This window comes from Pseudomonas sp. EpS/L25, assembly GCF_001512295.1.
Lineage (GTDB): Bacteria > Pseudomonadota > Gammaproteobacteria > Pseudomonadales > Pseudomonadaceae > Chryseomonas.
On record NZ_LNUP01000011.1, the window covers coordinates 925339 to 949542 of the forward strand.

21 protein-coding genes, 1 tRNA gene and 1 pseudogene are annotated in these 24204 nt (G+C 64.5%); 13 read left to right on the top strand and 10 right to left on the bottom strand.

Annotated elements, in window-relative coordinates:
• From kdpC to AR540_RS13250, 3 genes are all read left to right on the top strand, one after another.
• Complete coding sequence (gene kdpC, locus AR540_RS13240; RefSeq protein WP_059229625.1) at positions 1 to 552, top strand: potassium-transporting ATPase subunit KdpC; 552 nt, start codon at positions 1 to 3, stop codon at positions 550 to 552.
• Positions 549 to 3173, top strand: coding sequence for a sensor histidine kinase (locus AR540_RS13245; protein ID WP_059229626.1), 2625 nt, complete (start codon positions 549 to 551; stop codon positions 3171 to 3173). Before kdpC ends, AR540_RS13245 begins: the two co-directional genes overlap by 4 nt.
• 62 nt (positions 3174 to 3235) lie before the next feature.
• The gene (locus tag AR540_RS13250; RefSeq protein WP_059229627.1) at positions 3236 to 3925 is read left to right on the top strand and encodes a response regulator; all 690 of its coding nucleotides are present in this window, start codon (positions 3236 to 3238) and stop codon (positions 3923 to 3925) included.
• Between the two features lie 457 nt (positions 3926 to 4382).
• On the opposite strand, the gene AR540_RS13260 is transcribed toward AR540_RS13250, so the two are convergent.
• The 3 genes from AR540_RS13260 to AR540_RS13270 all read right to left on the bottom strand — a co-directional run bounded on the left by AR540_RS13260 (position 4383) and on the right by AR540_RS13270 (position 5920).
• Positions 4383 to 4757: a histone-like nucleoid-structuring protein, MvaT/MvaU family gene (locus AR540_RS13260; protein ID WP_059229629.1), complete on the bottom strand. Its 375-nt coding sequence runs from the start codon at positions 4755 to 4757 to the stop codon at positions 4383 to 4385.
• Between the two features lie 354 nt (positions 4758 to 5111).
• Positions 5112 to 5687: a hypothetical protein gene (locus tag AR540_RS13265; protein WP_059229630.1), complete on the bottom strand. Its 576-nt coding sequence runs from the start codon at positions 5685 to 5687 to the stop codon at positions 5112 to 5114.
• A 156-nt stretch (positions 5688 to 5843) separates the two neighbouring features.
• Positions 5844 to 5920: transfer RNA gene (locus tag AR540_RS13270), tRNA-Asp, on the bottom strand.
• Positions 5921 to 6122: 202 nt separating this feature from the next.
• Between AR540_RS13270 and AR540_RS13275 the strand changes: the two are divergent.
• A pseudogene (locus AR540_RS13275) lies at positions 6123 to 6345 on the top strand (DUF2188 domain-containing protein); the annotation flags it as partial.
• Positions 6346 to 6396: 51 nt separating this feature from the next.
• Here AR540_RS13275 and AR540_RS13280 read toward each other — a convergent pair.
• The 5 genes from AR540_RS13280 to glnT all read right to left on the bottom strand — a co-directional run bounded on the left by AR540_RS13280 (position 6397) and on the right by glnT (position 12262).
• Positions 6397 to 7710: an ammonium transporter gene (locus AR540_RS13280; RefSeq protein WP_059229631.1), complete on the bottom strand. Its 1314-nt coding sequence runs from the start codon at positions 7708 to 7710 to the stop codon at positions 6397 to 6399.
• Between the two features lie 200 nt (positions 7711 to 7910).
• On the bottom strand, positions 7911 to 9236 hold the full coding sequence (locus AR540_RS13285) for an FMN-binding glutamate synthase family protein (RefSeq protein WP_059229632.1): 1326 nt from the start codon (positions 9234 to 9236) through the stop codon (positions 7911 to 7913).
• 18 nt (positions 9237 to 9254) lie between these two features.
• Positions 9255 to 9938, bottom strand: coding sequence for a protein glxC (locus AR540_RS13290; RefSeq protein WP_059229633.1), 684 nt, complete (start codon positions 9936 to 9938; stop codon positions 9255 to 9257).
• Between the two features lie 12 nt (positions 9939 to 9950).
• A complete protein-coding gene (locus AR540_RS13295) occupies positions 9951 to 10856 on the bottom strand; it encodes a class II glutamine amidotransferase (RefSeq protein WP_059229634.1) in 906 nt (301 codons plus the stop codon).
• Positions 10857 to 10927: 71 nt separating this feature from the next.
• On the bottom strand, positions 10928 to 12262 hold the full coding sequence (glnT, locus tag AR540_RS13300) for a type III glutamate--ammonia ligase (protein ID WP_059229635.1): 1335 nt from the start codon (positions 12260 to 12262) through the stop codon (positions 10928 to 10930).
• Between the two features lie 274 nt (positions 12263 to 12536).
• Here glnT and AR540_RS13305 point away from each other — a divergent pair, with 274 nt between their 5' ends.
• The 8 genes from AR540_RS13305 (at position 12537) to AR540_RS13340 (ending at position 21160) form a co-directional block, all read left to right on the top strand.
• Positions 12537 to 13136 carry a helix-turn-helix domain-containing protein gene (locus AR540_RS13305; protein WP_059229761.1) on the top strand — a complete coding sequence of 200 codons (600 nt, stop codon included), beginning with the start codon at positions 12537 to 12539 and terminating at the stop codon, positions 13134 to 13136.
• Between the two features lie 193 nt (positions 13137 to 13329).
• Positions 13330 to 14193 carry a formyltetrahydrofolate deformylase gene (purU, locus tag AR540_RS13310; RefSeq protein WP_059229636.1) on the top strand — a complete coding sequence of 288 codons (864 nt, stop codon included), beginning with the start codon at positions 13330 to 13332 and terminating at the stop codon, positions 14191 to 14193.
• Positions 14190 to 15062: a bifunctional methylenetetrahydrofolate dehydrogenase/methenyltetrahydrofolate cyclohydrolase FolD gene (gene folD, locus AR540_RS13315; RefSeq protein WP_059229637.1), complete on the top strand. Its 873-nt coding sequence runs from the start codon at positions 14190 to 14192 to the stop codon at positions 15060 to 15062. Before purU ends, folD begins: the two co-directional genes overlap by 4 nt.
• 13 nt (positions 15063 to 15075) lie before the next feature.
• Positions 15076 to 16317, top strand: coding sequence for an FAD-dependent oxidoreductase (locus AR540_RS13320; protein ID WP_059229638.1), 1242 nt, complete (start codon positions 15076 to 15078; stop codon positions 16315 to 16317).
• Between the two features lie 169 nt (positions 16318 to 16486).
• Positions 16487 to 16783 (top strand): sarcosine oxidase subunit delta, encoded by a 297-nt coding sequence (locus AR540_RS13325; RefSeq protein ID WP_059229639.1) that lies wholly within the window; start codon positions 16487 to 16489, stop codon positions 16781 to 16783.
• Positions 16780 to 19683, top strand: a complete 2904-nt coding sequence (locus AR540_RS13330) for a 2Fe-2S iron-sulfur cluster-binding protein (protein ID WP_059229640.1) — start codon at positions 16780 to 16782, stop codon at positions 19681 to 19683. Before AR540_RS13325 ends, AR540_RS13330 begins: the two co-directional genes overlap by 4 nt.
• The gene (locus AR540_RS13335; protein WP_236712059.1) at positions 19680 to 20369 is read left to right on the top strand and encodes a sarcosine oxidase; all 690 of its coding nucleotides are present in this window, start codon (positions 19680 to 19682) and stop codon (positions 20367 to 20369) included. The genes AR540_RS13330 and AR540_RS13335 overlap by 4 nt, the downstream gene beginning before the upstream one ends.
• Positions 20366 to 21160, top strand: coding sequence for an IclR family transcriptional regulator (locus AR540_RS13340; RefSeq protein ID WP_059229641.1), 795 nt, complete (start codon positions 20366 to 20368; stop codon positions 21158 to 21160). The genes AR540_RS13335 and AR540_RS13340 overlap by 4 nt, the downstream gene beginning before the upstream one ends.
• 189 nt (positions 21161 to 21349) lie before the next feature.
• Here the strand turns inward: AR540_RS13340 and AR540_RS25415 are convergent, their stop codons facing one another.
• Positions 21350 to 21700, bottom strand: a complete 351-nt coding sequence (locus tag AR540_RS25415; protein WP_153014237.1) for a hypothetical protein — start codon at positions 21698 to 21700, stop codon at positions 21350 to 21352.
• Between the two features lie 336 nt (positions 21701 to 22036).
• A complete protein-coding gene (locus AR540_RS24870) occupies positions 22037 to 23008 on the bottom strand; it encodes an EamA family transporter (RefSeq protein ID WP_082706998.1) in 972 nt (323 codons plus the stop codon).
• 115 nt (positions 23009 to 23123) lie between these two features.
• Between AR540_RS24870 and AR540_RS13350 the strand changes: the two genes are divergently transcribed.
• On the top strand, positions 23124 to 24038 hold the full coding sequence (locus tag AR540_RS13350) for a LysR family transcriptional regulator (RefSeq protein ID WP_160328343.1): 915 nt from the start codon (positions 23124 to 23126) through the stop codon (positions 24036 to 24038).
• The last annotated feature ends 166 nt before the right edge of the window (positions 24039 to 24204 follow it).

Consider the following 24204-nt stretch of genomic DNA (forward strand, 5'->3'; position numbering starts at 1 on the left):
ATGCTCATACAACTCCGTTCCGCCGTGCTCATGTTCCTGCTGCTCACGGCCCTCACCGGCGGTGCCTATCCACTGCTGGTCACGGTGCTCGGCCAGGCGCTGTTCGCCGACCAGGCCGGCGGCAGCCTGATCCAGCGCGCCGACGGCAGCGTGCTCGGTTCACGCCTGATCGCGCAGAAATTCACCGGTCCCGCGTGGTTCCAGCCACGGCCTTCGGCGGGTGATTACGCCACCGTCTCCAGTAGCGCCAGCAACCTTGCCCAGTCCGCCCCGGCGCTACGCGAGCGCATCGAGAAGGCGCTGCCCGACGTCCTGGTAGCGGGCCAGGGGCCAGTCCCCCAGGAGTTGGTGACCACCTCCGCCAGCGGCCTGGACCCGGACCTGACGCCAGCCGGCGCCCGCTACCAGATCGCCCGCATCGCCGCCGCTCGCGGCCTGGCACCGGAGCGACTGGAGGCCTTGGTACGCGAGCAGACGCACACCTCGCTCTTCGGCCCGGCAACGGTTAATGTCCTGCTCCTCAACCTGGCCCTGGCAGAACTGAGTAAATGACCGACAGCACCGGGCGCGCCGAAGCACTGCTCGCCGAACACCGCGAAGGCCGTGGCCGCCTCAAGGTCTTTCTCGGTGCCGCGCCAGGCGTGGGCAAGACCTACGCCATGCTGCAGGCGGCCCAGACCGCCCTGCGCCAGGGCCGCCGGGTGCGCGCCGGGATCGTCGAGACCCATGGGCGGCGGGAAACCGCCGCCCTCCTCGCCGGCCTGCCGCAGCAACCGCTGCGACGGGTCGAGCACCGCGGGCTCAAGCTCACCGAACTGGACCTGGAGGGTCTGCTGGCCGATCCGCCGGAACTGGTACTGGTGGACGAGCTGGCCCACAGCAACGCGCCGGGCAGTCGCCACGCCAAGCGCTGGCAGGACGTCGCCGACCTGCTCGCCGCGGGCATCCACGTCTACACCACGGTCAACGTCCAGCACCTGGAAAGCCTCAACGACGAGGTGCGCGACATCACCGGCGTGCAGGTGCGCGAGACGGTACCGGACCAGGTACTGCTCGACGCCGATGACCTGGTGCTCATCGACCTGCCACCGCGCGAGCTGCTGGAGCGGCTGCGCGAGGGCAAGGTCTATGTGCCCGAGCAGGCCCGCGCCGCCATCGACGCCTTCTTCAGCCAGACCAATCTCACCGCCCTGCGCGAACTGGCCATGCGCACCGCCGCTGCCCAGGTGGATTCCACCCTCGCGCTGCGCTATCGCCAGCAGGGCCAGGCCGCGCCACCGCTGCTGGGGCGGCTGATCGTCGGCCTGGGCACCGCGCCGTCCGCCGAGCGCCTGGTCCGCCATGCCAGCCGCCTCGCCGACCAGCGCCACCTGCCCTGGACCCTGGTCCACGTCGACACCGGCCAGCCCCTGGACGACGCCACCCGCGCCACCCTCCAGGCCAGCCAGCGCCTGGCCGAGCGCCTCGGCGGCGAGGTGCTGACCCTGCGCGACAGCGACCCGGCCCGTGCCCTGATCCGCCATGCCCGCGACCAGCGCGCCAGCGTGCTGCTGATCGGTCGCGGCCGTCCGCGCGGCTTCAGCCTGAGGCGCCGTCTGGCCAGTCGCCTGCTGCGTCTGGCCCAGGGACTGGAAGTGGCCATCCTCGACCTGGATCGCGATACCCCACCCAGCCCACGTCCGCGCAGCCCCTTGCGGCCGGGCCCCTATGGCGTGGCCATCCTCGCCACCGCCCTGGCAGCAGCCATCGCCGAGGGCGTTGCAGGCCTGCTGGAACTGCCCAACATCTCGTTGATCTTCCTCGCCGCGGTGCTGCTGGTGGCGGTCCGCAGCAGCCGCGGCCCGGCGCTGTTCTGCGCCCTGCTGGGCTTTCTGGCCTATGACTTCCTGTTCATCCCACCGGCGTTCTCGCTGACCATCAACCGCGAGCAGGATGTCCTCACCCTGGCCTTCTTCCTGCTCATGGCCCTGCTCACCGGAGACCTCGCGGCCCGCCAACGACGGCAGTTGCAGGCCCTGCGCCTGACCCAGCGCGAGACCCAGGCGTTGCTGGACTTCACCCGCCAGCTGAGCGCCGCCAGCGATCGCCAGGCGGTGGTCAGCGTCACCCTCAAGCACCTCGGCGACGCGCCTCGCCACGTCTGCCTGCTGCTTCCCGAGAATGGCGGACGGCTGGCGACCCAACCAGGGGATCTGGTTCTGGCCGACAACGAGCGCATCGCCGCCGAATGGGCCTGGAAGCAGGAAAAGCCCGCCGGCTGTGGTACCGACACCCTACCCTCCGGCCGCTGGTGGTGGTGGCCGCTGCTGAGCGAAAGCGGCGGTCTGGCGGTCCTGGGGGTGCGGCGCGACGACGCCCAGCCGCTGGACCACGATGAGCGACGCCAACTGGCCAGCCTGGGACAGCCGCTGGCCCAGGCGCTGGCGCGGGTGCGACTCAGCGAGGACCTGGAAGCCGCGCGCCTGCACGGTGAGACCGAACAGCTGCGCAGCGCCCTGCTCGCCTCGGTATCCCACGACCTGCGTACTCCGCTGACGGTCATGCGCGGTTCCATCGATGCCCTCGCTACCCTGGGCGAGGCCATCCCGGCCGCGGACCGCCAGGAGTTGCTGGAGGCCACCCGCCAGGAAGCCGAGCGCCTCGACCGCTACATCCAGAACCTGCTGGACATGACCCGGCTGGGCCATGGCAGCCTGCAGCTGGCGCGGGACTGGGTCGATCCTGGCGACATCCTCGCCAGCGCCTTGCAGCGCCTGCAGCCGTTACTGGCCGGCCTGCAGGTGAACACCCGAGTGGAGCCCGGCCTGCCGCTGCTCTGGGTGCATCCGGCGCTGATCGAACAGGCGCTGGTCAATGTACTGGAGAACGCCATCCGCTTTTCCGCGCCCGGGGGACGGCTGGAGATCAGCCTGCAGCGCCAGGGCGGCGAACTGCAGATCGCCGTCGCCGACGAGGGCCCGGGCATTCCACCCGAAGACCGTACCCGCATCTTCGACATGTTCTACACCGCCGCGCGCGGTGATCGGGGCGGCCAGGGCACCGGCCTGGGCCTGGCGATCTGCCAGGGCATGGTCGGTGCCCATGGCGGGCGGGTCAGCGTGGACGACGGTCTGGACGGTCGCGGCACTACGCTGCGGATGCATCTGCCGCTGCCCGCGCCTCCGGCGGAATAAGGCGGGCTCACCCGGTAGCCGCAGCGGCTATGATGACGCCCTATTGTGTGGAAACCCCTCAGATGCCCGCCCATGTCCTCGTCATCGACGACGAACCCCAGATCCGCAAATTCCTGCGCATCAGCCTCGCCGCCCAGGGCTACCAGGTGAGCGAGGCCGCCACCGGTACCGACGGCCTGGCCCAGGCGGCGCTCGGTCAACCGGACCTGGTGATCCTCGACCTGGGGCTGCCTGATCGCGACGGCCAGGAGGTGCTGGTCGAACTCCGCGAATGGTCGGCGGTGCCCGTGCTGGTGCTGTCGGTACGGGCGGACGAAAAGGAGAAGGTTCGCGCCCTGGACGCCGGCGCCAACGACTACGTGACCAAACCCTTCGGTATCCAGGAATTCCTCGCCCGCACGCGCGCCCTGCTGCGACAGGCCCCAGCCACCGCCACGCAGCAGGAGGCTGCACTGGAGGTAGGCGATCTGCGGGTGGACTTCGCCTATCGAAAGGTCAGCCTGGCGGGTGCCGAGATCGCCCTGACGCGCAAGGAATACGCTGTCCTGGCCGCCCTCGCCCAGCACCCGGGCCGAGTGGTGACGCAAAGGCAACTGCTGGTGGACATCTGGGGCCCGACCCATGCCCAGGACAGCCATTACCTGCGCATCGTGATCGGCCACCTTCGCCAGAAGCTGGCCGACGATCCCGCGGCACCCCGCTTCATCGTCACCGAAGCCGGCGTGGGCTATCGGCTGCGTCACGACGCCTGAACAGCCAGCCAACGCCCGCTGTTACTTGACCTCCCGGTAAAGCTGTTCGGCCGGCACGAACATCCAGCGCAAGACACTCGGACAAGAGGCGACAATGACTAGCCAGACCACTGGGTCTCGACTGCTTTTTGTATACACGCTCACAATTGGCATTTGCTTAGTGGCGCCAAACACTCCAGACCGGCCTGCCAAGCAGGTAACTAACGGGATGGCGTAGCAACCTATCAAGGCCTTCTGTAACAGCCACAAAAACAGCGGCCACAAAACCAAATGAGCGCCACACGTCCGGAATGGCATTTCACGATCTTTTCGAGTGGAGCGGAATGGAACAGCGACTGGCTGGTGGCGGGCGGGAAGTTCGGCGGTAGGTGTCCCCGGCAAGACGAAGTAACACCAGTATTCCAGCCAGGTGCCAGGCATTGCACCTGGAACCGGCTGGAACGCGCAACGCGGAGACTTACTGCAGCCAGCCTTCCACGGTATCGGCACCATGTTCGGCTTTCCAAGCCTTGAGCAACTTGTGATTACCGCCCTTGGTTTCGATGACTTCACCGGTCTTGGGATGCTGATAACGCTTGACGGAACGCGGACGGCGCTTGCCGGCCGGCTTTTCCGGATGCGGCGTCTGGGCCTTGTGTTTCGGCGCCGCGTTGGGGTCCAGAATGCCGATGATATCGCCCAGATTCATCTGGTATTCATCCATCAGCGATTGCAGCTTGCTCTCGAACTCGATCTCTCTCTGCAGGGAAGAATCCTGCTTGAGATCCTCGAGCAACTGCAACTGGGCACGCAGCTGTTCTTCGGCAGCACGGAATTCGGCAAGACGGGACATGAGTCCTCCTGGAAAAACGAAAAGGGATGAGGAAGCCTTCGCTAACTAGCGAAAGTGGGGCGAAGATAAATCATCTCGCGCCGCCGCACCAGTGATAAAGAGCGATTTTCGTTAAATAACGATACGACGCTCCGGCTGAAAAAGTTCATTAATGGAACCTTAAGCGGCCCCGCTACAAACGCCTCGCGAACGGGATGCCGTCTGCAGCTCTAGTTGTTCGCCAAGTAAGGCAAGAGCGAAACCCGCAGGCGGTCGCGGCCGGCACCAGAGCCGCACACGACTTGCCGACCTGGCTATCGGAAAGGCCAGGGAAAGAGCGCTGAACGAAAGGTGCGGACGACTCGTGGTGAGTCGTCAGGCCGAGCGATCGACCTCGGGCACCGCCTCCGGCAAGGGTCGCCAGTTGAAGGTCGACTCGATGAGGCGGCGGTAGGCGGTATCTATGGCCACGGGCGTGCGGCGGATGTAGTCGCGCGCGTGGGCCTGGCGTTCGGCATCGAGGGTACGCAGGTAGGTCAGGGCCGCCTCGGGCGAAGGCTTGCGCTGGTTGAGACCTCCACTGCGCGGTGGCAAGGCGGTCCAGACCACGGCGTCCAGTCCCTGTCCGCGGGCCCAGTCGCCGATGAGGGCCTGGAAAGCCGTATCCGGCCCCAGTGGCCAACTGCCGATGCATTCCGGTTGCTCCCTGGCCACCCCCTCGCGGTCGCGCAAGGCCTCACGGGCGCAGTCCAGGTCCTCGACGCTCAACCGGGCCCAGAGCACCTGAACCTTGGCTACGCCGTCGCAGAGCACCGTGGCCAACTCGCCACTATCGCCTTCCCGAGCGAACTCGATGGGCAGCCAGGGGCCGTCGGCGAACCAGTCCGAGGCGACCGGCAATTCCGCCGGCTTCCAGATCAACGACCCCCACCCCAGACAGGCGATCTTCATGGTGACTCCCACAGGCAGCGACAGAGTTCTTTGAACTCGACGAAGCGCAGCGGTTTCGCCCTGGCAAGACTTGGCGACAAAAGCACGGGACGAAAAAAAGCGGCCACGAGGGCCGCTTTCTTCGATTCCCGCGAACCAGGGCTCTTGGGTGATATATGGCGCAGCGGACGGGACTCGAACCCGCGACCCCCGGCGTGACAGGCCGGTATTCTAACCGACTGAACTACCGCTGCGCATGGAAGCCTCGCGGCATCCGACTGGCTTGAGCGAAGAACTCGTTCAGGGGAGTTCTCTGCGCCAGCGGCCGCTAAGATACTGATTTGCCAGGGAAGATACAACAGGGGGTGGAAAATAAATTTGCCCGGTCCGCCGCCGGCGCCGGACGGTCGAATCCTGGTCGATCCCTGATGAGGCGTCGCCCGCCCCGGAGTCCAGATGCAGAACCACCACAGCGTACCCACCGACACCGGCAGGGAACTCAAGGAAGAACGGGGTGATCGTGCCCTGCTCAAGGCCTCGACCAAGAACACCATCGTCCACCCGGCCGCGCCGTATCTGGAGGGGCGAGACCGGCAGCGTCAAGATCCACACCGCTGACGGCCACATCGAGGAACAGCGCACCTATCCGCGCAGCGCGGACTCGGCACGCTCCAAAGGCCGAGGGGTGCCCACCACCCCCGAGGTGATGGGCTCGCGCCGAGGTGCCGTCTCAACCGTAGGCCTTCTCGCCATGCTGGAAGAGGTCCAGACCCTGCTCTTCGGTCTGCTCGCAAACGCGCAGGCCGCGGGTCAGGAGCCGGGTGACGCAAAGCAGCACGAAGGTCATGAGCCCGCAGAAGACCACGGTGAAGACGACGCTCTTGAGCTGGATCAGCACCTGGCTGGCGATGGCGATGTCCTGGTAGCCGCCCAGGCTCTTGCTGGCGAAGACGCCAGTGAGCAGCGAACCGACGATACCGCCGATCCCATGCAGGCCGAAGGCATCCAGGGCATCGTCGTAGCCGAAGGTACGCTTGAGATAGACCACGGCGCCGTAGCAGATGGCGCCGGTCACCAGACCCATGGCCAGGGCACCGGCCGGACCGACGAAGCCACAGGCCGGGGTGATGGCGATCAGGCCGGCCAGGGCGCCGGAGGCGACGCCGAGGGCGCTGGCCTTGCCGGTGCGCAGCCATTCCACCGCGAGCCAGCCGAGGATGCCGGCACAGGCGGCGATCTGGGTGGTGAGCATGGCCATGCCGGCGCTGGCGCTGGCGGCCACCGCGGAGCCGACGTTGAAGCCGAACCAGCCGACCCAGAGCAGGGCCGCGCCGGTCAGGGCGAAGCCCAGGTTGTGCGGCGGCATGGCCTGGAGGCTGTAACCCTGACGCCGGCCGAGCATCACACAGGCCACCAGCCCGGCGACGCCGGAATTGATGTGCACCACGGTGCCACCGGCGAATTCGAGGATGCCCCAGTCATAGAGCAGGCCGCCCGGCCCGCTCCAGGCCATGTGCGCCAGGGGCAGGTAGCAGAAGGTGAACCAGAGGGCGCAGAACAGCACGGCGGCGCTGAATTTCATCCGCTCGGCGAAGGAGCCGGCGATGATCATCGGCGTGATCAGCGCGAAGGTCATCTGGAAGGTGGCGAAGACGCTTTCCGGGATGGTGCCCACCAGGCTGTCGCGCACCACGTCGAGCAGCATCCAGTGCCTGAGGCCGCCGATCAGGCTATGGAAGTTGAACTCGCCAGCCACCATGCCGGTGGTGTCGGCGAACAGACTGTAGCCATAGACCACCCAGAGCACACCGATCACCCCAGCCACGGTGAAGCTCTGGGTGAAGATCGAGAGCAGGTTCTTCGACCGCACCAGGCCGCCATAGAAGAGTGCCAGGCCGGGGACCAGCATCATCAGCACCAGCACGCTGGAGATCATCATCCAGGCCGTGTCGCCGCTATCGAGCCTGGCTTCCTGGGCCAGGGCCATACCGGGCATCCCGAGGGCTGCCACCAGAACCGCAACCGCCTTGCCTTTACCGATCATGTCGAGCTTCCTTCGCTGAGGGATGAAAGGGAACGTCTTGTGTTGCTGCCTGCCGAAGCGAGGCATGGTGTATCGCGCTATCGCGGCCATGGCGGTCCGCCGATGCGGCCGCTCCTACAGTCAGGTCCAGCGTAGGAGCGGCCCATGGCCGCGATCAAACAGAGCTCGTGAAGCGGCCACAGCGGCGGCCGCTGCGATTACTAGAACCCCGTCTGCCCCGGTATCCAGCTGGTACCAGCCAAGGGCACCCGGGCCATGGCCGCGGCCTCGATGGTCAGGGCCACCAGGTCTTCCGGGTCGAGGTTGTGCAGGTGCGACTTGCCACAGGCGCGCGCCATGGTCTGGGCTTCCAGCACCAGTACGCGCAGGTAGTTGGCCAGCCGCCGCCCACCCTCCACCGGGTCCAGCCGCTTGGCCAGTTCCGGGTCCTGGGTGGTGATGCCGGCGGGGTCGCGGCCGTTCTGCCAGTCGTCGTAGTAGCCGGCGGCGGAACCGAGCTTGCGCAGTTCGGCGTCCAGCCGCGGATGGTTGTCGCCCAGGGCGATCAGGGCAGCGGTGCCGATGGCCACGGCGTCGGCGCCCAGGGCCATGGCCTTGGCCACGTCGGCGCCGTTGCGGATGCCGCCGGAGACGATCAGTTGCACCTTGCGGTGCATGCCCATTTCCTGCAGCGCCTGCACCGCCTGGGGAATGGCCGGCAGGATGGGAATGCCGACGTGTTCGATGAACACCTCCTGGGTCGCCGCGGTGCCGCCCTGCATGCCGTCGAGCACCACCACGTCGGCACCGGCCTTGACCGCCAGCTTGACGTCGTAATAGGGCCGGCTGGCGCCGATCTTGACGTAGATGGGCTTTTCCCAGTCGGTGATTTCCCGCAGTTCGGCGATCTTGATCGCCAGGTCGTCCGGGCCGGTCCAATCGGGATGGCGACAGGCGCTGCGCTGGTCGACGCCGATGGGCAGGGTGCGCATCCCAGCCACCCGCTCGGTGACCTTCATGCCCAGCAACATGCCGCCGCCGCCGGGCTTGGCGCCCTGCCCCAGCACGATCTCGATGGCGTCCGCCTTGCGCAGGTCATCGGGATTCATGCCGTAGCGCGACGGCAGGTACTGGTAGACCAGATGCTGCGACTGGCCGCGCTCTTCCGGGGTCATGCCGCCGTCGCCGGTGGTGGTGCTGGTGCCGGCGATGCTGGCGCCACGGCCGAGGGCCTCCTTGGCGTTGGCCGAGAGCGCGCCGAAGCTCATGCCGGCGATGGTCACCGGGATCTTCAAGTGGATCGGCTTCTTGGCGAAACGGGTACCGAGCACCACGTCGGTGCCGCACTTCTCCCGGTAACCCTCCAGCGGATAGCGCGAGACGCTGGCGCCCAGCAGCAGCAGGTCATCGAAGTGCGGCAGCTTGCGCTTGGTGCCGCCGCCGCGGATGTCGTAGATGCCGGTCTCGGCGGCACGCTGGATTTCCTGGATGGTGAGGCGATCGAAGGTGGCCGATTCGCGCAGCACGGGGGTGTTCTGGTCAGTCATGGCGATTCTCCTGCGCGATCAATAGGCCGAGGCGTTGTCGACCTTGAAGTTGTAGAGCTGGCGGGCGGAGCCGTAGCGTTTGAAGTCGACGGCCCGCTCGGCGAAGCCGGCGGTGTCGAGCAGCTCCTGCAACTCGGCCAGGTGTTCGGCGCGCATCTCCTTCTCGATGCAGTCCGAGCCCAGGGAGGCGACGCTGCCCTTCACGTAGATGCGCGTCTCGTACAGCGAATCGCCCAGGGCCTCGCCGGCGTCGCCGCAGACCACCAGGCGCCCGGCCTGGCCCATGAAGCAGCTCATGTGGCCGATGCTGCCGCCGACAACGATGTCGACGCCCTTCATGGAGATGCCGCAGCGCGCGCCGGCGTCGCCCTCGATGACCAGCAGGCCGCCATGGGCGGTGGCGCCGGCGGCCTGGGAGGCGCTGCCCTTGACCCGTACCGAGCCGGACATCATGTTCTCGGCGCAGCCGACGCCGACGTTGCCATGCACGGTGATGGCGGCGTGCTGGTTCATGCCCGCGCAGTAGTAGCCGGCGTGGCCGTGGATATCCACGGAGACGGCAGCATTCACGCCCACGGCGAGGTTGTGGGCACCATTGGAGTGGGTGACCACCCACTCGCGCTCGGCGGCGGTCTGGGTGGCGTCGTGCAGCGCCTGGTTGAGGTCACGCACGGCGGTTTGGATGAGATCGAAGGTTTTCATGCTCGGTGCTCCTCAGGCCGACTCGCGTTCCCAGACGTACAGGGTGGCCGGTGCCGGCTCCCAGACCTTGGCCCGCTCGATGCCGGGCAGGCTCGACAGCGCCTGGTATTCGGAGGCCATGGCCACGTAGTCGTCGGTTTCGGCGAGGATGGCCGGCTTGCAGGCGATGGGATCGCGGATCACCGCGAAGCCGTTGCGAGTGCCGATGGCGAAGGTGAAGAAGCCGTCCAGGTCTTCCAGGGAACGATCCAGCGCCTCCTTGAGGCTGTCGCCCTGGCGCAGCCGCCAGGTCAGGTAACCAGCGGCCACCTCGGTGTCGTTCTCGGTTTCGAAGGCGATGCCTTCGCGACGCAAGTTCTGCCGTAGCCGCGAATGGTTGGAGAGCGAGCCGTTGTGCACCAGGCAGAGGTCGGCGCCGGTGGAGAACGGGTGGCTGCCTTCCAGGGTCACGGCGCTCTCGGTGGCCATGCGGGTATGGCCGATGATGTGGCTACCCTGCATGCCGGCCAGGCCGAAGCGGTTGGCGATCTCCTGGGGCAGGCCCATGCCCTTGAGGATTTCGATGCTGCGCCCGGCGCTCATGATGCGCACCTCCGGCGCCAGCTCGGCCAGGGCAGCGCGCACCTCGGTCTCCGCCGCACGGGTCTTGAGCACCATGGCACTGGCGTTCTGGAACCAGTCCAGTTCGGCGCCGAGGCGCTGCTGCAGCGCGGCGACCAGGGCGGCGAAGTCGTAGCTTTCGGTAGTGGCCTGCAGGGTCAGCTTGACCCAGCCTTCGGCCACCTCGTCACCGTAGATGGCGAAGCCGGCGCTGTCCGGGCCGCGGTCGGTCATGGCTTCGAGCATGGGCTCGAAGAGGCTGCCGAGCCGGGCTTCCAGCGCCGGGTTCTTCAGATAGAGTCCAACGATTCCACACATGGGTGTCACTCCTTCGCAGGCAGAGGGCGCGCCGTGGCGCCCGAAGAACTATCGATAAAGGGGGCGCGCGATCAGAAGAATTCGGTGTAGCGCTGGATCTCCCAGTCGGAGACGTGGCGGCTGTATTCCACCCATTCCATGCGCTTCAACTTGATGAACTCGTCGACGATCTCCGGGCCGAGCAGCTCGCGGAACAGCGGATCGGCATCCAGGGCGTCGCAGGCCTCCTTGAGGCTCTGCGGCAGGGTCTCGATGCCCCGCGCGGCAATGGCTTCGAGGCTGAGGTTGTAGAGGTTCTCGTTGCAGGGCGCGCCTGGGTCCAGCTCGCGCTCGATGCCGTCGAGCCCGGCGGCGATGATGGCGGCGGTGACCAGATACGGATTGCAGCCGGCATCGGGCAGGCGGAATTCCAGGCGGCCATAGGGCACCCGGACCATCGCCGAGCGATTGTTGGCACCATAGGCGATGAAGGCCGGTGCCCAGGTGGCACCGGACAGCGAACGCCCCACCACCAGGCGCTTGTAGGAATTCACCGTGGGCGCGGCGAAGGCGCACAGCGCTGGGCCGTGGGCCAGCAGGCCGCCGAGGAAGTGGTAAGCCAGCCGCGACAGCCCCATACCGTGCGGATCGCTGTCGTCGTGGAACAGGTTACGACTGGTGGCGCTGGCCAGCGACAGGTGGAAGTGCATGCCGTTGCCGGCGCGCTTGGGATCGGGCTTGGGCATGAAGGAGCAGATCATGCCCAGCTCGTTGGCGATCTCGCCGGCGGCCATGCGGAAGAAGGTGAAGCGATCCGCCGACTCCATGGCCTCGCTGTAGGTGTAGTTGATCTCGAACTGGCCGTTGGCGTCTTCGTGGTCGATCTGGTAGATGTCGAAGCCCACCGGCTGCAGCGCTTCGGTGAGCTTTTCCAGGAACAGCCGCGAGCGCGACAGGCCTTTGTAGTCGTAGCAGGGCTTGTCCAGGGTGTCGCTGCCGTCCACCAGGGCCAGCTTGCCGGCCTCGTCGCGACGCATGAGGAAGAACTCGGGTTCCAACCCCGTGTTCAGGCTCCAGCCCCGGTCGCTCAGCCGCTGCACCTGGCGCTGCAGTACGTAGCGGCTGTCATAGGGATGGGGCTTGCCGTCGACGTGACCGATGCACACCACCCGGCCGTAACCGGGCTGCCAGGGCACCGGGATCAGGGTGCCGAGATCGCCACGCGCCATGAAGTCGGGACCGTGGGGCTCCATGCCCATGCCGCAGATGGCGAAGCCGGCGAAGCCCGCGCCCTCCTCCGCCACGGCGGCGAGGCCAGCCACCGGCACGGACTTAGTCTTGGCGGAACCATGGATGTCGACGAACTGGGCCAGGACGTAGCGGATACCGTGCTGGTCGATGAGGTGCTGGGTTTCGCTGGGCAACATGACGGGCTCCTGGGTCGAGATTGGTTTTATTCCCAATGGGAATTTATTCTTCTCGATAGGAAAGCAAAGAATTTGCCAAGTCATGCCAGCCCCGTCTGCTGGTATGCCAGGAACGTACGACCAGGGAGTTAACCCTGCGGATCCCAAGGAAAATCCAGGCAGCAGCCCGCAGGGGTTTTTTCCGGCATGATGAACCCACACCGGGTGCCCAAACGCATCCGCCCTCCTCCCTGCACTTTACTGGTGCGAATTTTTTATTCTCAAAACTAAAATGATGCAAGAATCCCCGAGTCGTGAGCCACGCCTGAAGATCGAGCAGTACATAGGTATCCAGATTCGCCGCCAGCGCCAGGACCAGGGGCTGAAAACCGCTGACGTGGCGCGCATGGCCGGTATCAGCCAGGGCATGCTGAGCAAGATCGAGAACGCCCAGGTCTCCACCAGCCTGGAAACCCTCGGCCGCCTGTGCGATACCCTGGGGCTGCCGCTGTCGCGGCTATTCAGCCAGTACGACCAGCAGGAACGCGATGCCCTGCTGGTCAAGGCAGGTGAAGGCCTTGAGGTGGTACGCCGGGGAACCGACAAGGGACACACCTATCATCTGCTCAATCATTCCCGTGGGCCGAAGAAGAGCCTGGAGGCCTATCTGGTCTCGATGGACGACGCCAGCGAGGAGTTCCCCACCTTTTCCCATCCCGGCACCGAGTTCATCCACCTGCTCGAAGGCAGCCTGGTCTATCGCCATGGCAACCACCTCTATGAGATGGGCCCGGGCGACAGCCTCACCTTCGACAGCGACATCCCCCATGGTCCGGAGCGACTGAACCAGGTGCCGATCAAGCTCCTGTCGATCATGACCTTCAAGGACGACTAGGCCGCGGGTGCTTCACTGGTGAAAGGGGATTTCACCAGTGAAAACCACCTGATAACTGACAGGAAATTTTTATTACTCGACTCTGGACGAGCGTCTGAGCTTGCCCTATAAAAGCATCCGTGAATTTTATATTCCCAACAGGAAATAACGCAGCAGCGAAATCTTCCTCCACTGGTGAAATCCGGACGCGCACATGCAAACCTCGCCTACCTACATCCTCAATGTCAGTTGCCCGGCTACCTCGGGCATCGTAGCCGCCGTCAGCACCTACCTCGCTCGCAACGACTGCTACATCGCCGAGATGGCGCAGTTCGACGACGATTTCACCGAGCGCTTCTTCATGCGCACGGTGTTCCGCTTCAACCCCGGCGCCAGCACCGGCATAGAGGCACTGCGCGATGGCTTCGGCGTGGTGGCGGATGACTTCGACATGCAGTGGGAGCTGTACAGCACCGCTCGCCCCACCCGGGTGCTGCTGATGGTGAGCAAGTTCGATCACTGCCTAGCGGACCTGCTCTACCGCCACCAGAAAGGCGAGTTGCCGATGGAGATCACCGCCATCGTCTCCAATCACCTGGACTTGCGTCCCATGGCCGAACGAGAGGGCATCCGCTTCGTCTATCTGCCGGTGACCAAGGAGACCAAGCGCCAGCAGGAACTCGAACTGCTGCGCCTGGTGGAGGAAACCGGGACCGAGCTGGTGGTGCTGGCGCGCTACATGCAGATCCTCTCGGACGAGCTGTGCAAGGCGCTCGCCGGGCGCGCCATCAACATCCACCATTCCTTCCTGCCCGGCTTCAAGGGCGCCAAGCCCTACCACCAGGCCTTCGAGCGCGGTGTCAAGCTGATCGGGGTCACCGCCCACTACGTGACCTCGGACCTCGACGAGGGCCCGATCATCGAGCAGGAGGTGCAACGGGTCGACCACGGCTATCGTCCCGAAGACCTGGTCGCCATCGGCCGGGATACCGAGACGGTCGCCCTGTACAAGGCGGTGAAGTACCACATCGAGCGGCGGCTGTTCCTCAATGGCAATCGCGTGGTGGTGTTTCGATGAGCGCCCGGCTGATCGACGGCAAGGCCGCCGCCGCCCGCCTGCTGCAACGGGTCGAGCTGGATGTGGCCGAACTGCGCGAACGCGGTATCCATCCCGCCTTGGCAGTGATCCTGGTGGGCAGCGATCCGGCCAGCCAGGTGTACGTGCGCAACAAGATCCGCCGCGCCGCCGAGGTGGGTATTCGCTCCCTCAGCCATGAATTGCCGGCGGATCTTGAGCAGACCGAATTGCTCGGCCTGATCGCCACGCTCAATGCCGATCCCGAGGTGCACGGCATCCTGGTGCAGCTGCCGCTGCCGCCGCAGATCGACGAGGCCGCGGTGATCCAGGCCATCCGCCCGGACAAGGACGTCGACGGCTTCCATCGCGAGAACGTCGGTGCCCTGGCCCTCGGCCAACCGGGCCTGGTGCCCTGCACCCCGGCCGGCTGCCTGCGGCTGCTGCAGGACCAGCTGGGCGATCTCGCCGGACGCCATGCGGTGGTGGTCGGCCGCTCAAATATCGTCGGCAAGCCGATGGCCGCGCTGCTGCTGCAGGCGCACTGCACCGTGACCCTGGTCCATTCGCGCAGCCGCGACGCCGCCGTGCTCTGCCGCCAGGCCGACATCCTGGTGGCCGCGGCCGGCCAGCCCGGCCTGATCACCGCGGAATGGGTCAAGCCCGGCGCGGTGGTCATCGACGTCGGCATCAATCGCGTCGAGCACGAAGGCGGCGCCCGGCTGGTGGGCGATGTCGCTCCTGCGGTGGCGGACATTGCCGGTGCCCTCACCCCGGTACCGGGCGGGGTCGGGCCCATGACCATCGCCTTGCTCCTGCACAACACCCTGAGCGCCGCCCAGCGCCAGCATCCCCACGCCGTCGCGACCTGACCGGGAGCCCATCATGCCTTTCAGCCTGTTGAAATACGGCCTGTCCGCCGAGTATCCGGTGGAGGTCGATCTGCCGCCGCCGAAGGAGCTCAAGCCGAGCTACGACGTGGTCATCATCGGTGGCGGCGGCCATGGCCTGGCCACCGCCTACTACCTGGCCAAGTACCACGGCATCACCAATGTCGCGGTGCTGGAGAAGGCCTACCTCGGCGGCGGCAACACCGCGCGGAACACCGCGGTGATCCGCTCCAACTACCTGACCAGCGAGGGGGTGAAGTTCTACGTCGAGTCGGTGCGGCTGTTCAAGGAGCTGTCCAACGAATTCGACTTCAACATCATGTATTCGGAACGCGGCCAACTGACCCTGGCGCATACCGACGCCACGGTGCGCGCCTTCCGCCAGCGCGCCGAAGTCAACAAGCACTTCGGCGGGCGCACCGAATTGATCGACCGCCAGCAGATCCGCGAACTGGTGCCCTGCCTCAACCTCGATCCCGGCCACCTGCCGGTGCTCGCCGGACTCTGGCACATCGATGGCGCCACCGCCCGTCACGACGCCGTGGCCTGGGGCTACGCCAAGCAGGCGGCCAAGCGCGGCGTTGAGATCCACCAGTTGACCGAGGTACAGGACTTCGTGGTGGAGAATGGCCGGATCGCCGCCATCAAGACCAATCGCGGCACGGTGCGCTGCGGCTGCGCGGTGCAGGCGGTGGCCGGTACCAGCTCGCTGCTGATGAACAAGCTGGGTATCCGCGCCCCGCTGCACACCTATCCGCTCCAGGCCATGGTCACCCAGCCATTCAAGCCCTTCCTCGATCCCCTGGTGAGCTCCAGTGCCCTGCACTGCTACGTGCAGCAGACCAGTCGTGGCGAGATCGTCTTCGGCGGTGGTTCCGATCCCTATCCGCTGTACCACACCCGCTCGACCCTGGAACTCAAGGAAAGCCTGCTGGCCCACGCCATCGAGATGTTCCCCTTCATGGCCAACGCCAAGCTGATGCGCCAATGGGCAGGGATGACCGACATGACCCCGGACTACAGCCCGCTGATGGGCCTGTCGCCCATCGACGGCTACTACCTGGATGCCGGCTGGGGCACCTGGGGCTTCAAGGCCACGCCGATCTGCGGCAAGACCATGGCCGAACTGGTAGCCAGCGGCGGACGGGTACCCGAGCTCATCGCCCCCTTCGGCCTGGATAGATTCAGCCGCTTCCAGCAGGTCAACGAGATGGGCGCCACCGCGGCCAGTCATTAGTTCTGTACGAAAAGTCGCCGAGCGAAGGTCAGGCGAGGCGGAAAACGCTGAGGAAGCGGATCGGACCCGCGCTCGGGTTTACGAGCGGTAAACGAGCATTCCGAAGCGTTTTCCAACGCAGCATCACCGATGCGCAGGCAGTTTTCGTACAGAACCTAAAGGAGCAGTCATGAAAATCCTCACCTGCCCGCTCAACGGGCCGCGCAACATCAGCGAATTCACCTACGGCGGCGAACTCAAGGCCATGCCCGATCCCAAGGCCTGCAGCACGGCCGAGTGGGCCGACTACGTGTTCAATTGCGAGAACCACCGCGGCGTGGTCACCGAGTGGTGGCTGCACAACGCCTCCAGCTACTGGTTCCTCGCCGAGCGCCATACCGGTACCGACGAGGTACTGCGCACCTTCGATCCCCGCGAGCTGTTCTCCCAGCGGGTCGACTTCACCGTTTCGGAGGTCCGCCCATGAACCGCCTCCCCGCCCCCATGGGGCTGCTGATCGACCGCAACCGCCCGCTCGCCTTCAACTTCGAAGATCAGAGCTACCAGGGCTATGCCGGCGATACCCTGGCCAGCGCCCTGCTCGGCGAGGGTCGCTGGCTGCTGTCGCGCTCCTTCAAGTACCACCGCCCCCGCGGGCCCCTGACCCTGGCCGGCCAGGACGCCAACACCCTGGTGCAGTTGCCGGACGAACCCAATGTGCTGGCGGATGAACTACCGCTGCGCGAAGGTTTGGCTGCCCGCGCGCAGAACGTCAGCGGCAGCCTCGACCGCGACCGCGACGCCCTGCTCGGCAAGTTCTCCAAGTTCATGCCGGTGGGCTTCTACTACCGCGCCTTCTACAAACCCAAGGGCATGTGGAAACGCTGGGAGCCGCTGATCCGCAAGAAGGCCGGCCTCGGCGTGCTCGACCTGAATTTCATCCCCACCTACCACGACAAGGCCTATCTGTTCTGCGACGTGGCGGTGATCGGCGCTGGACCCGCCGGTCTCGCCGCCGCTCTGGCCGCGGCCCAGGGCGGTGCCGAGGTGCTGCTCATCGAACAGCAGCCACTGCTTGGCGGCGCCCTGGCCTGGGGCCGCTTCGGCCTCGACGCCGGCCAGGGCGAAGGCCTGCGCGAGGAGCTGGTGGCGGCGGTACGCGCCGAGCCACGCATCCGGGTGCTGGATACCGCGGTGTGCAACGGCTGGTTCGCCGACCATTACCTGCCGGTCATCCAGGGCAAGCGGATGTTCAAGGTCAGGGCGCGACAGACCGTCCTCGCCAGTGGTGCCTTCGACCAGCCGGTGATCTTCCGCAACAACGACCTGCCCGGCATCCTGCTGACCAGCGCCGCCCAGCGCCTGATGCGTCTCTATGGCGTACGACCCGGCCGCCGCGCCGTGGTTCTGGCCGGCAACGACGACGGCTATCTGGCGGCCCTCGACCTGCAGGAGCAAGGCGTCGCGGTCGCCGCGCTGCTCGATCTGCGCGCGGCGCCGCGGGATGCCCAGTTGCTGCAGGCGGTAAGCGAACGCGGCATTCCCGTGCACCTGGGCCATACGGTGTACGAGGCCCACGCCGATGCCGATGGCCGCCACCTGGCCCGGGTCGACGTCCGGCCCATCATCGGCCAGGGTCAGGTCGGCCCCACCGGCCCGACCCTGGACTGCGACCTGCTGTGCATGTCGGCCGGCTACATGCCGGTCTACCAACTGGCCTGCCAGGCCGGTGGCACCCTGGGCTACGTCGACGACCAGGCCGCCTTCAGCCTCGGCGACCTGCCGCGCGGCCTGCACCTGGCCGGCTCGGTCAATGGCCGCCATGCGCTGGAACGAGTGCTGGCCGATGGCCGTGCCGCCGCAGCCAAGGCCCTGGCCGAACTGGACCTCGCTCCGTTCGCCACCGAGCACACCCAGGCCGACGACCATCAGGTCAACTTTCCCTGGCCGATGTTCGCCCACCCCCAGGGCAAGGAATTCGTCGACTTCGACGAGGACCTGCAGATCGCCGACATCGTCAACGCCACCCGCCACGGCTATCGCGACGTCCAGCTGGTCAAGCGCTTCTCCACCGTCGGCATGGGCCCGTCCCAGGGTCGCCATTCGGCGCTGCCCACCGCGCGCCTGGTGGCCGCTGCCACGGCACGCAGCGTCAGCGATACCGGGGTGACCACCGCGCGCCCACCCTTCACCGCGGAAAAGCTCGCTCACGTCGCCGGTCGCGCCTTCGATCCCTATCGGCGCACGGCCATGCACCGCCGCCACCTGGAACTGGGCGCCAGCCTGATGCCGGCAGGTGCCTGGCAACGGCCGGCCTTCTATGGCCCGGCCAGCGAGCGCCAACGCTGCATCCAGGCCGAGGTCCGCCAGGTCCGCGACGGCGTGGGGCTGATCGACGTCTCCACCCTGGGCGGTCTCGACGTGCGCGGTCCCGATGCCGCCGAGTTGCTGGAGCGGGTCTATACCTTCGGCTTTCGCAAACTGCCCGTGGGGCGCACCCGCTATGCGCTGATGACCGCCGAGGACGGCGTGGTGATCGACGATGGCGTGGCCGCGCGCCTGGGCGAGCAGCACTTCTACGTTTCGGCCACCACCAGTGGTGTCGATCGCGTCTATCGCAGCCTGCTCAAGTGGAACGCCCAGTGGCGCCTGGATGTGGACATCGCCAACGTCAGCGCCGCCTTCGCCGCCGTCAACCTCGCTGGCCCCCGCTCGCGGGAGGTCCTGCAACCGCTGTGTCCGGAGCTGGATCTGTCGGCGGCAGCCTTCCCCTATCTCGCCGTACGCGAGGGCCGGGTCGCCAGGATTCCCGCGCGGCTGTTGCGGGTCGGCTTCGTCGGCGAGCTGGGCTATGAGATCCATGTGCCGGCACGCTTCGGCGAACGGCTCTGGGATGCGCTGATGGAGGCCGGGGCCAGTGCTGGCATCCGCCCCTTCGGCGTGGAGGCCCAACGCCTGCTGCGGCTGGAGAAGGGCCATGTGATCATCGGCCAGGACACCGACGGCATGACCCATCCGGCCGAGATCGACATGGGCTGGGCCATCGGCCGCCAGAAGCCCTTCTTCGTCGGCCAGAAGTCCATCGAGATATTGGAAAGCCAGCCACTGCGCCGCAAGCTGGTCGGCTTCACCCTGCCGGCGACCGCGAGCCAACCGCTGGAAGGCCACCTGGTGCTGCGCGGCGACGATATCTCTGGCAACGTCACGTCCTGTGAATTCTCCCCCACCCTGGGCTGCATCGTCGGCCTGGCCTATGCCGGCGCCGATCAGGCCGAGCCCGGCACGACCATCACCATCCGCGTCGAAGGGGGCGAGATCGTCCAGGCCACGGTGGCGCGACTGCCCTTCTACGATCCCCAGAGCCAACGCCAGGAGGTGGGCGCATGAAGCTGAATCCCATGGAGTTCGACGAACGCAGTCCGCTGGCAGAACTGCAGCTCGATACCCCCGTATTGCAGCATCAGAGGCGGATCTTCGCCGCACGCCTGAGCGAGGGCGAAGAAGCGGCGCTGCTGCAGCGCGGCGGCCTGGCCGATCTGAGCAACCTGCCGCGCTTCGGCCTGCGCGGCGCGGCCGCGGCCGGCTACCTGCAGGGCCAGGGCTATGTGCTGCCGGACCGCCCCAACCAGGCGCTGCGCCAGGCCGCCGGGGAATGGGTGCTGCGGCTGTCGCAAAGCGAGTACCTGCTGCTCGGTGCCCTGGCCGATGGCGGTGCCAGGGTAGCCGCCCTGGAAGCGGCCGGGGGAGACCTCGGCCCCGGCTGCTACCCGCTGCCGCGCCAGGACTCCCACGCCTGGCTGATCCTCACCGGGACCCAGTTGCCCGCGCTATTCGCCAAGCTGTGCGGCGTGGATCTGGGCAAGCCCTTCGCCGTGGGCGATGTGGTGCAGACCTCGGTGGCCCGGCTCAACGCCATCCTGCTCAATGCCGGTGACGGTAGCCTGCCGCATTTCCACCTGCTCTGCGACCGCGCCAGCGCCCACTACCTCTGGCATGTGCTGCTGGATGCCCTGGAGGAGTTCGACGGCGGTGCCCTGGGCGTCGCGGTGCTACTGGAGGCAGGCGTCCCATGACCCCAGCCGCTGCGGCATCGGTCGATAGTGACGGCGACTATCGGGTGCCCGCCCTGCTGCGTGGTCTGCGGGTGTTGGAGCTGTTCGGGGCGGAGCGGCGCCTGCTGAGCCTGCAGGAGATCGCCGACGGACTCGGCGGCTCGACCTCGTCGGTCTATCGCATCGTCATGACCCTCACCGAACTGGGCTATCTGGAGCGTCAGTCCAAGACCGAATATGGCCTGGGCATCAAGGTGATCAGCCAGGGCTTCGCCTATCTGGCCAGCCGCGACCTGGTGGACATCGCCCAGCCCCACATGGAGCGGCTGCGCGATGTCACCTCGCTGTCCTGCCACCTGGGCGTACGGGATCGCACCGAGGTGGTCTATCTCTACCGCGCCATGGCCAGCCAGCGGTTGACGGTGAACGTCCCAGTGGGCACCCGGTTACCCTGTACCCGCACCGCCCTGGGCCGAGTGCTGCTCGGCGGGCTCGATGCCGAGGCCCTGAGCGCCCTCTATCAGCACGAGCGCCTGGACGACCAGCCGCCACCCGCGCCCCGCACCCTGCCGGAACTGCTGCGCCTGGTCGAGGAAGACCGCCGCCTGGGTTGGGTACTGCACCGCTCCGATTACTCCACCGCCATCGCTACCGGCATCCGCGATCACCGCGACCAGTTGGTGGCGGCCCTCAACGTCTCCGGGCCCGATGCCGTGATGGATGCTCCGGGAACACAGGAATGGGTTGGGGCGATGTTGGCGGAAACGGCCGGGCGGATTGCAGGGGAACTTGGGTATCGGGTAGCTAGTTGAGGCTGCTGGTCAGGACTGAGTACAAAAGTGCCTCCGCTTGATGGCGCTTCATTGGAAAAGCCGTGGGTCGCCCGCCCGGCCTAGACGGCCCCGTCGCAATGCTCATTTACCGCTCGTGAGCTCGTTCGCGAGCCCGGTCCTACACCAAGACCGAAGGCAATCAACGTACCGCTTGTTGAACAGACGTATTTACCGTCGGATCAAATCATTGACCTCGTAAGTGAACTCTTGCATGCAGCGCGCGATTTCGCCCCTAAGCTCGTCCTCACTAAAGGAACTGAACTTGAATCTTGCCGGAAGTTTTTCATAACCACCAGCGCCATCAAAAACATGGCCATTTTCTGCGAAACTGGCGTCATACACAGCAACAGACTCGAAAGCATTCCTTATACCACCAAACTGCTTTCCAACCGGCTCAGGAAAAAGAACAAATCCCGAATATTTGGGAAGCTCAGAAAATCCTCTAATAGCAGACTCCCCTCCCTCAAGTATCAAAGCCACCCACTCACGATACAAATCAACCCCATGAACTTCCAGCATCGTGAACGGAATTTCCCCCCACCCACCCTCGCACCCACCTCTAAAAAGTACACCTCTTCACCTTGAACTATCACCTCCAATGTACTGCTCAAACTCAACCTCGTCCAAATTGGCAGAGGCTAAAGCAACGTCCAACTCAAATACATCCCTAATGACAAAAACCCCGATACTAGCTGCTCCTAATCTCGGCTTCATGACGATAGGATATCCAACTTTATTTATAAAATTCAAAACCTGAGAAGAGAAAGAAGCATTGATGAACATCGGTACCCTCAGCAAACTCTTCGAACCGCTGACGCATCTCTTCGCTCATCTATAAGCTCCTTCTTACCCAGATTAAATGTTACTCTTCTTCACACTACCCACCGCAGAAAGCACAACCAGTAGCCCCCCTGCGATCTGCGACACTGAAAGTGTCTGCGACAAAATTAAAAACCCCAGCAGAGCACCTATGGCGGGCTCCAGGCTCATCATCAACCCAAACGTATAAGATGGGAGAACCCTGAGTGCCTGAATCTCCAATATGTAGGGTAACAACGGAACCAATAGTGCCAGGCCAGCCGTCTGCGTATAAAAATCAACATCCCCCAGAGCGTGAGCACTGGACATCCCCATGGGCGAAAGTATGAGTGCGGCGAAAAGCAGTGAAACTGACAGTCCTTCCAAGCCCTTGAAGTGAGCGCCAACCGATTTCATGAGCAAAATATAACTGCCCCAACCAACAGCTGCCCCCAGAGCCAGAACCACTCCCGGAACGGTGGCAACCCAGGCCGTTCCGCTATAGGCAATCATGACCACGCCTGCCAGCGAGACAATCGGCCAGATAATCATCCTTATATTGGCGGCGCCTATTACGGCGACCCAGATAGGCCCTAGAAAATTAATTGAAATGACCAGTCCGAGAGGAGCATACAAGACAGCCTCAAATATACAGGTCGTCATTAAAGCCATTGCCGCGCCCAAGGCAAACGAGCACAGCCATTGCCGCTTTGAGAAGCTTCGAAAATCAGGTCTTGCAATGAGCAGAACAACAGCCGCTGCAAAACACAACCTCATCCACGTTGTAGCAAAACTACCAAATTGCTGCAGCGTCTCTACTGACAAAGAGACACCAAGTTGAATACTTACCATTGAAGCCAGGCAAAAAACTATCGCCACCCGTTTATTTTTTATCACCCCATCCCACACATACAGCCCACTCCTGCGAGCCTCTATTTCGTTTTCTCTCATAGACTCATTCTCTACTAAGCTGCAACGGAAATGCTTCCAACGCACCAACGTTACTAGTGCCTCAGAAGCCTCGTCCATCAAGTTTTTCTTAACATCCCATAAGCAAGCTTAATAAACTCATCCAACGCTATGGCGTACCCGCTTATGCTTGAGGTATGCTGATAGCAGCAGATCTCTACGCGCAGACATGCTTATGCATAACGACATAGACAACGATTTATTACGGACTTTTTTAACCATCGTGGAAACGGGCTCTTTCAGCCGAGCTGCGGACGTCCTGCATAAAACACAAGCGGCGTTGAGCCTGCAGATTAAACGGCTGGAATCCGATTTGGGTGTCAAGCTGCTTGAACGCTCTACAAAGGGTGTCTACCCCACTGAGGCGGGGAGCAATTTAAAACCTTATGCGATTGAATCCTTAAAGTTAAGCGACACCATCAAAAGCGTCATTGAAGGCAAAAAGATATCAACAGTAATTCGGGTAGGACTGCTCGAGGATATTGCCCTGGGGGCCCTGCCGCACGTCATGCAAAGATTCATAAAGTCCAATCCAAACGTCAAAATAGAAATCATTGTCAGCGACAGCCAGAGCATGTCTAAAATGCTGAAAGACCGGCAGTTAGACATTGTCATCGCGGACAGGAATCATGTAGAGGCAAAACCGAGCTTTTGCTGGCAGGAAAAGCTAGTCTGGATTTGCGCTCAGGACTATCAAGTTCCTGAGCAAGGCTCTATTCCTGTTATCGCGTTCGGCAAGAACTGCCCATGGCAAGAACAAGCATTTAACGCCTTGAACTCGATGAACACGCCTTGGGAGATCATCCTTAACAGCTCGAATCTGAGCGCCATCAACTCCGCGGTGGAAGCCGGAATAGGAATCTCCTTTGGCTTACACTACAGCGTCATGCGTAGCAACCTCAGAGTACTTGGCGCTACGGACGGCTTCGCTGATATTGAACCTGTCGAACTAGGAATTTATGTGACCGACAGGAGCAACATCTCGGATCAGCTAGGCAAAATCTTTGAAATCGTCTGTAGCGAACTTATCGATAGCCGTAATTTCAAGCCAGTCCCTATCAGGCTCTGTACGCACAATCCTAGCGATTAGCGTCGGCGCCACGACAGGTTCGAGGGTCACATGGCAGAGCGTCAGGAGCTACCGCAAGAAGCATGGGAGCTAATCGCAGCTCTTATTTCTCCCGAGTAGAAGAGAAGGGACCGCGCAGTGATGATCGGGAGGCTCAGTAGCACCTCTGGATCTTGCGTTCAGGCGC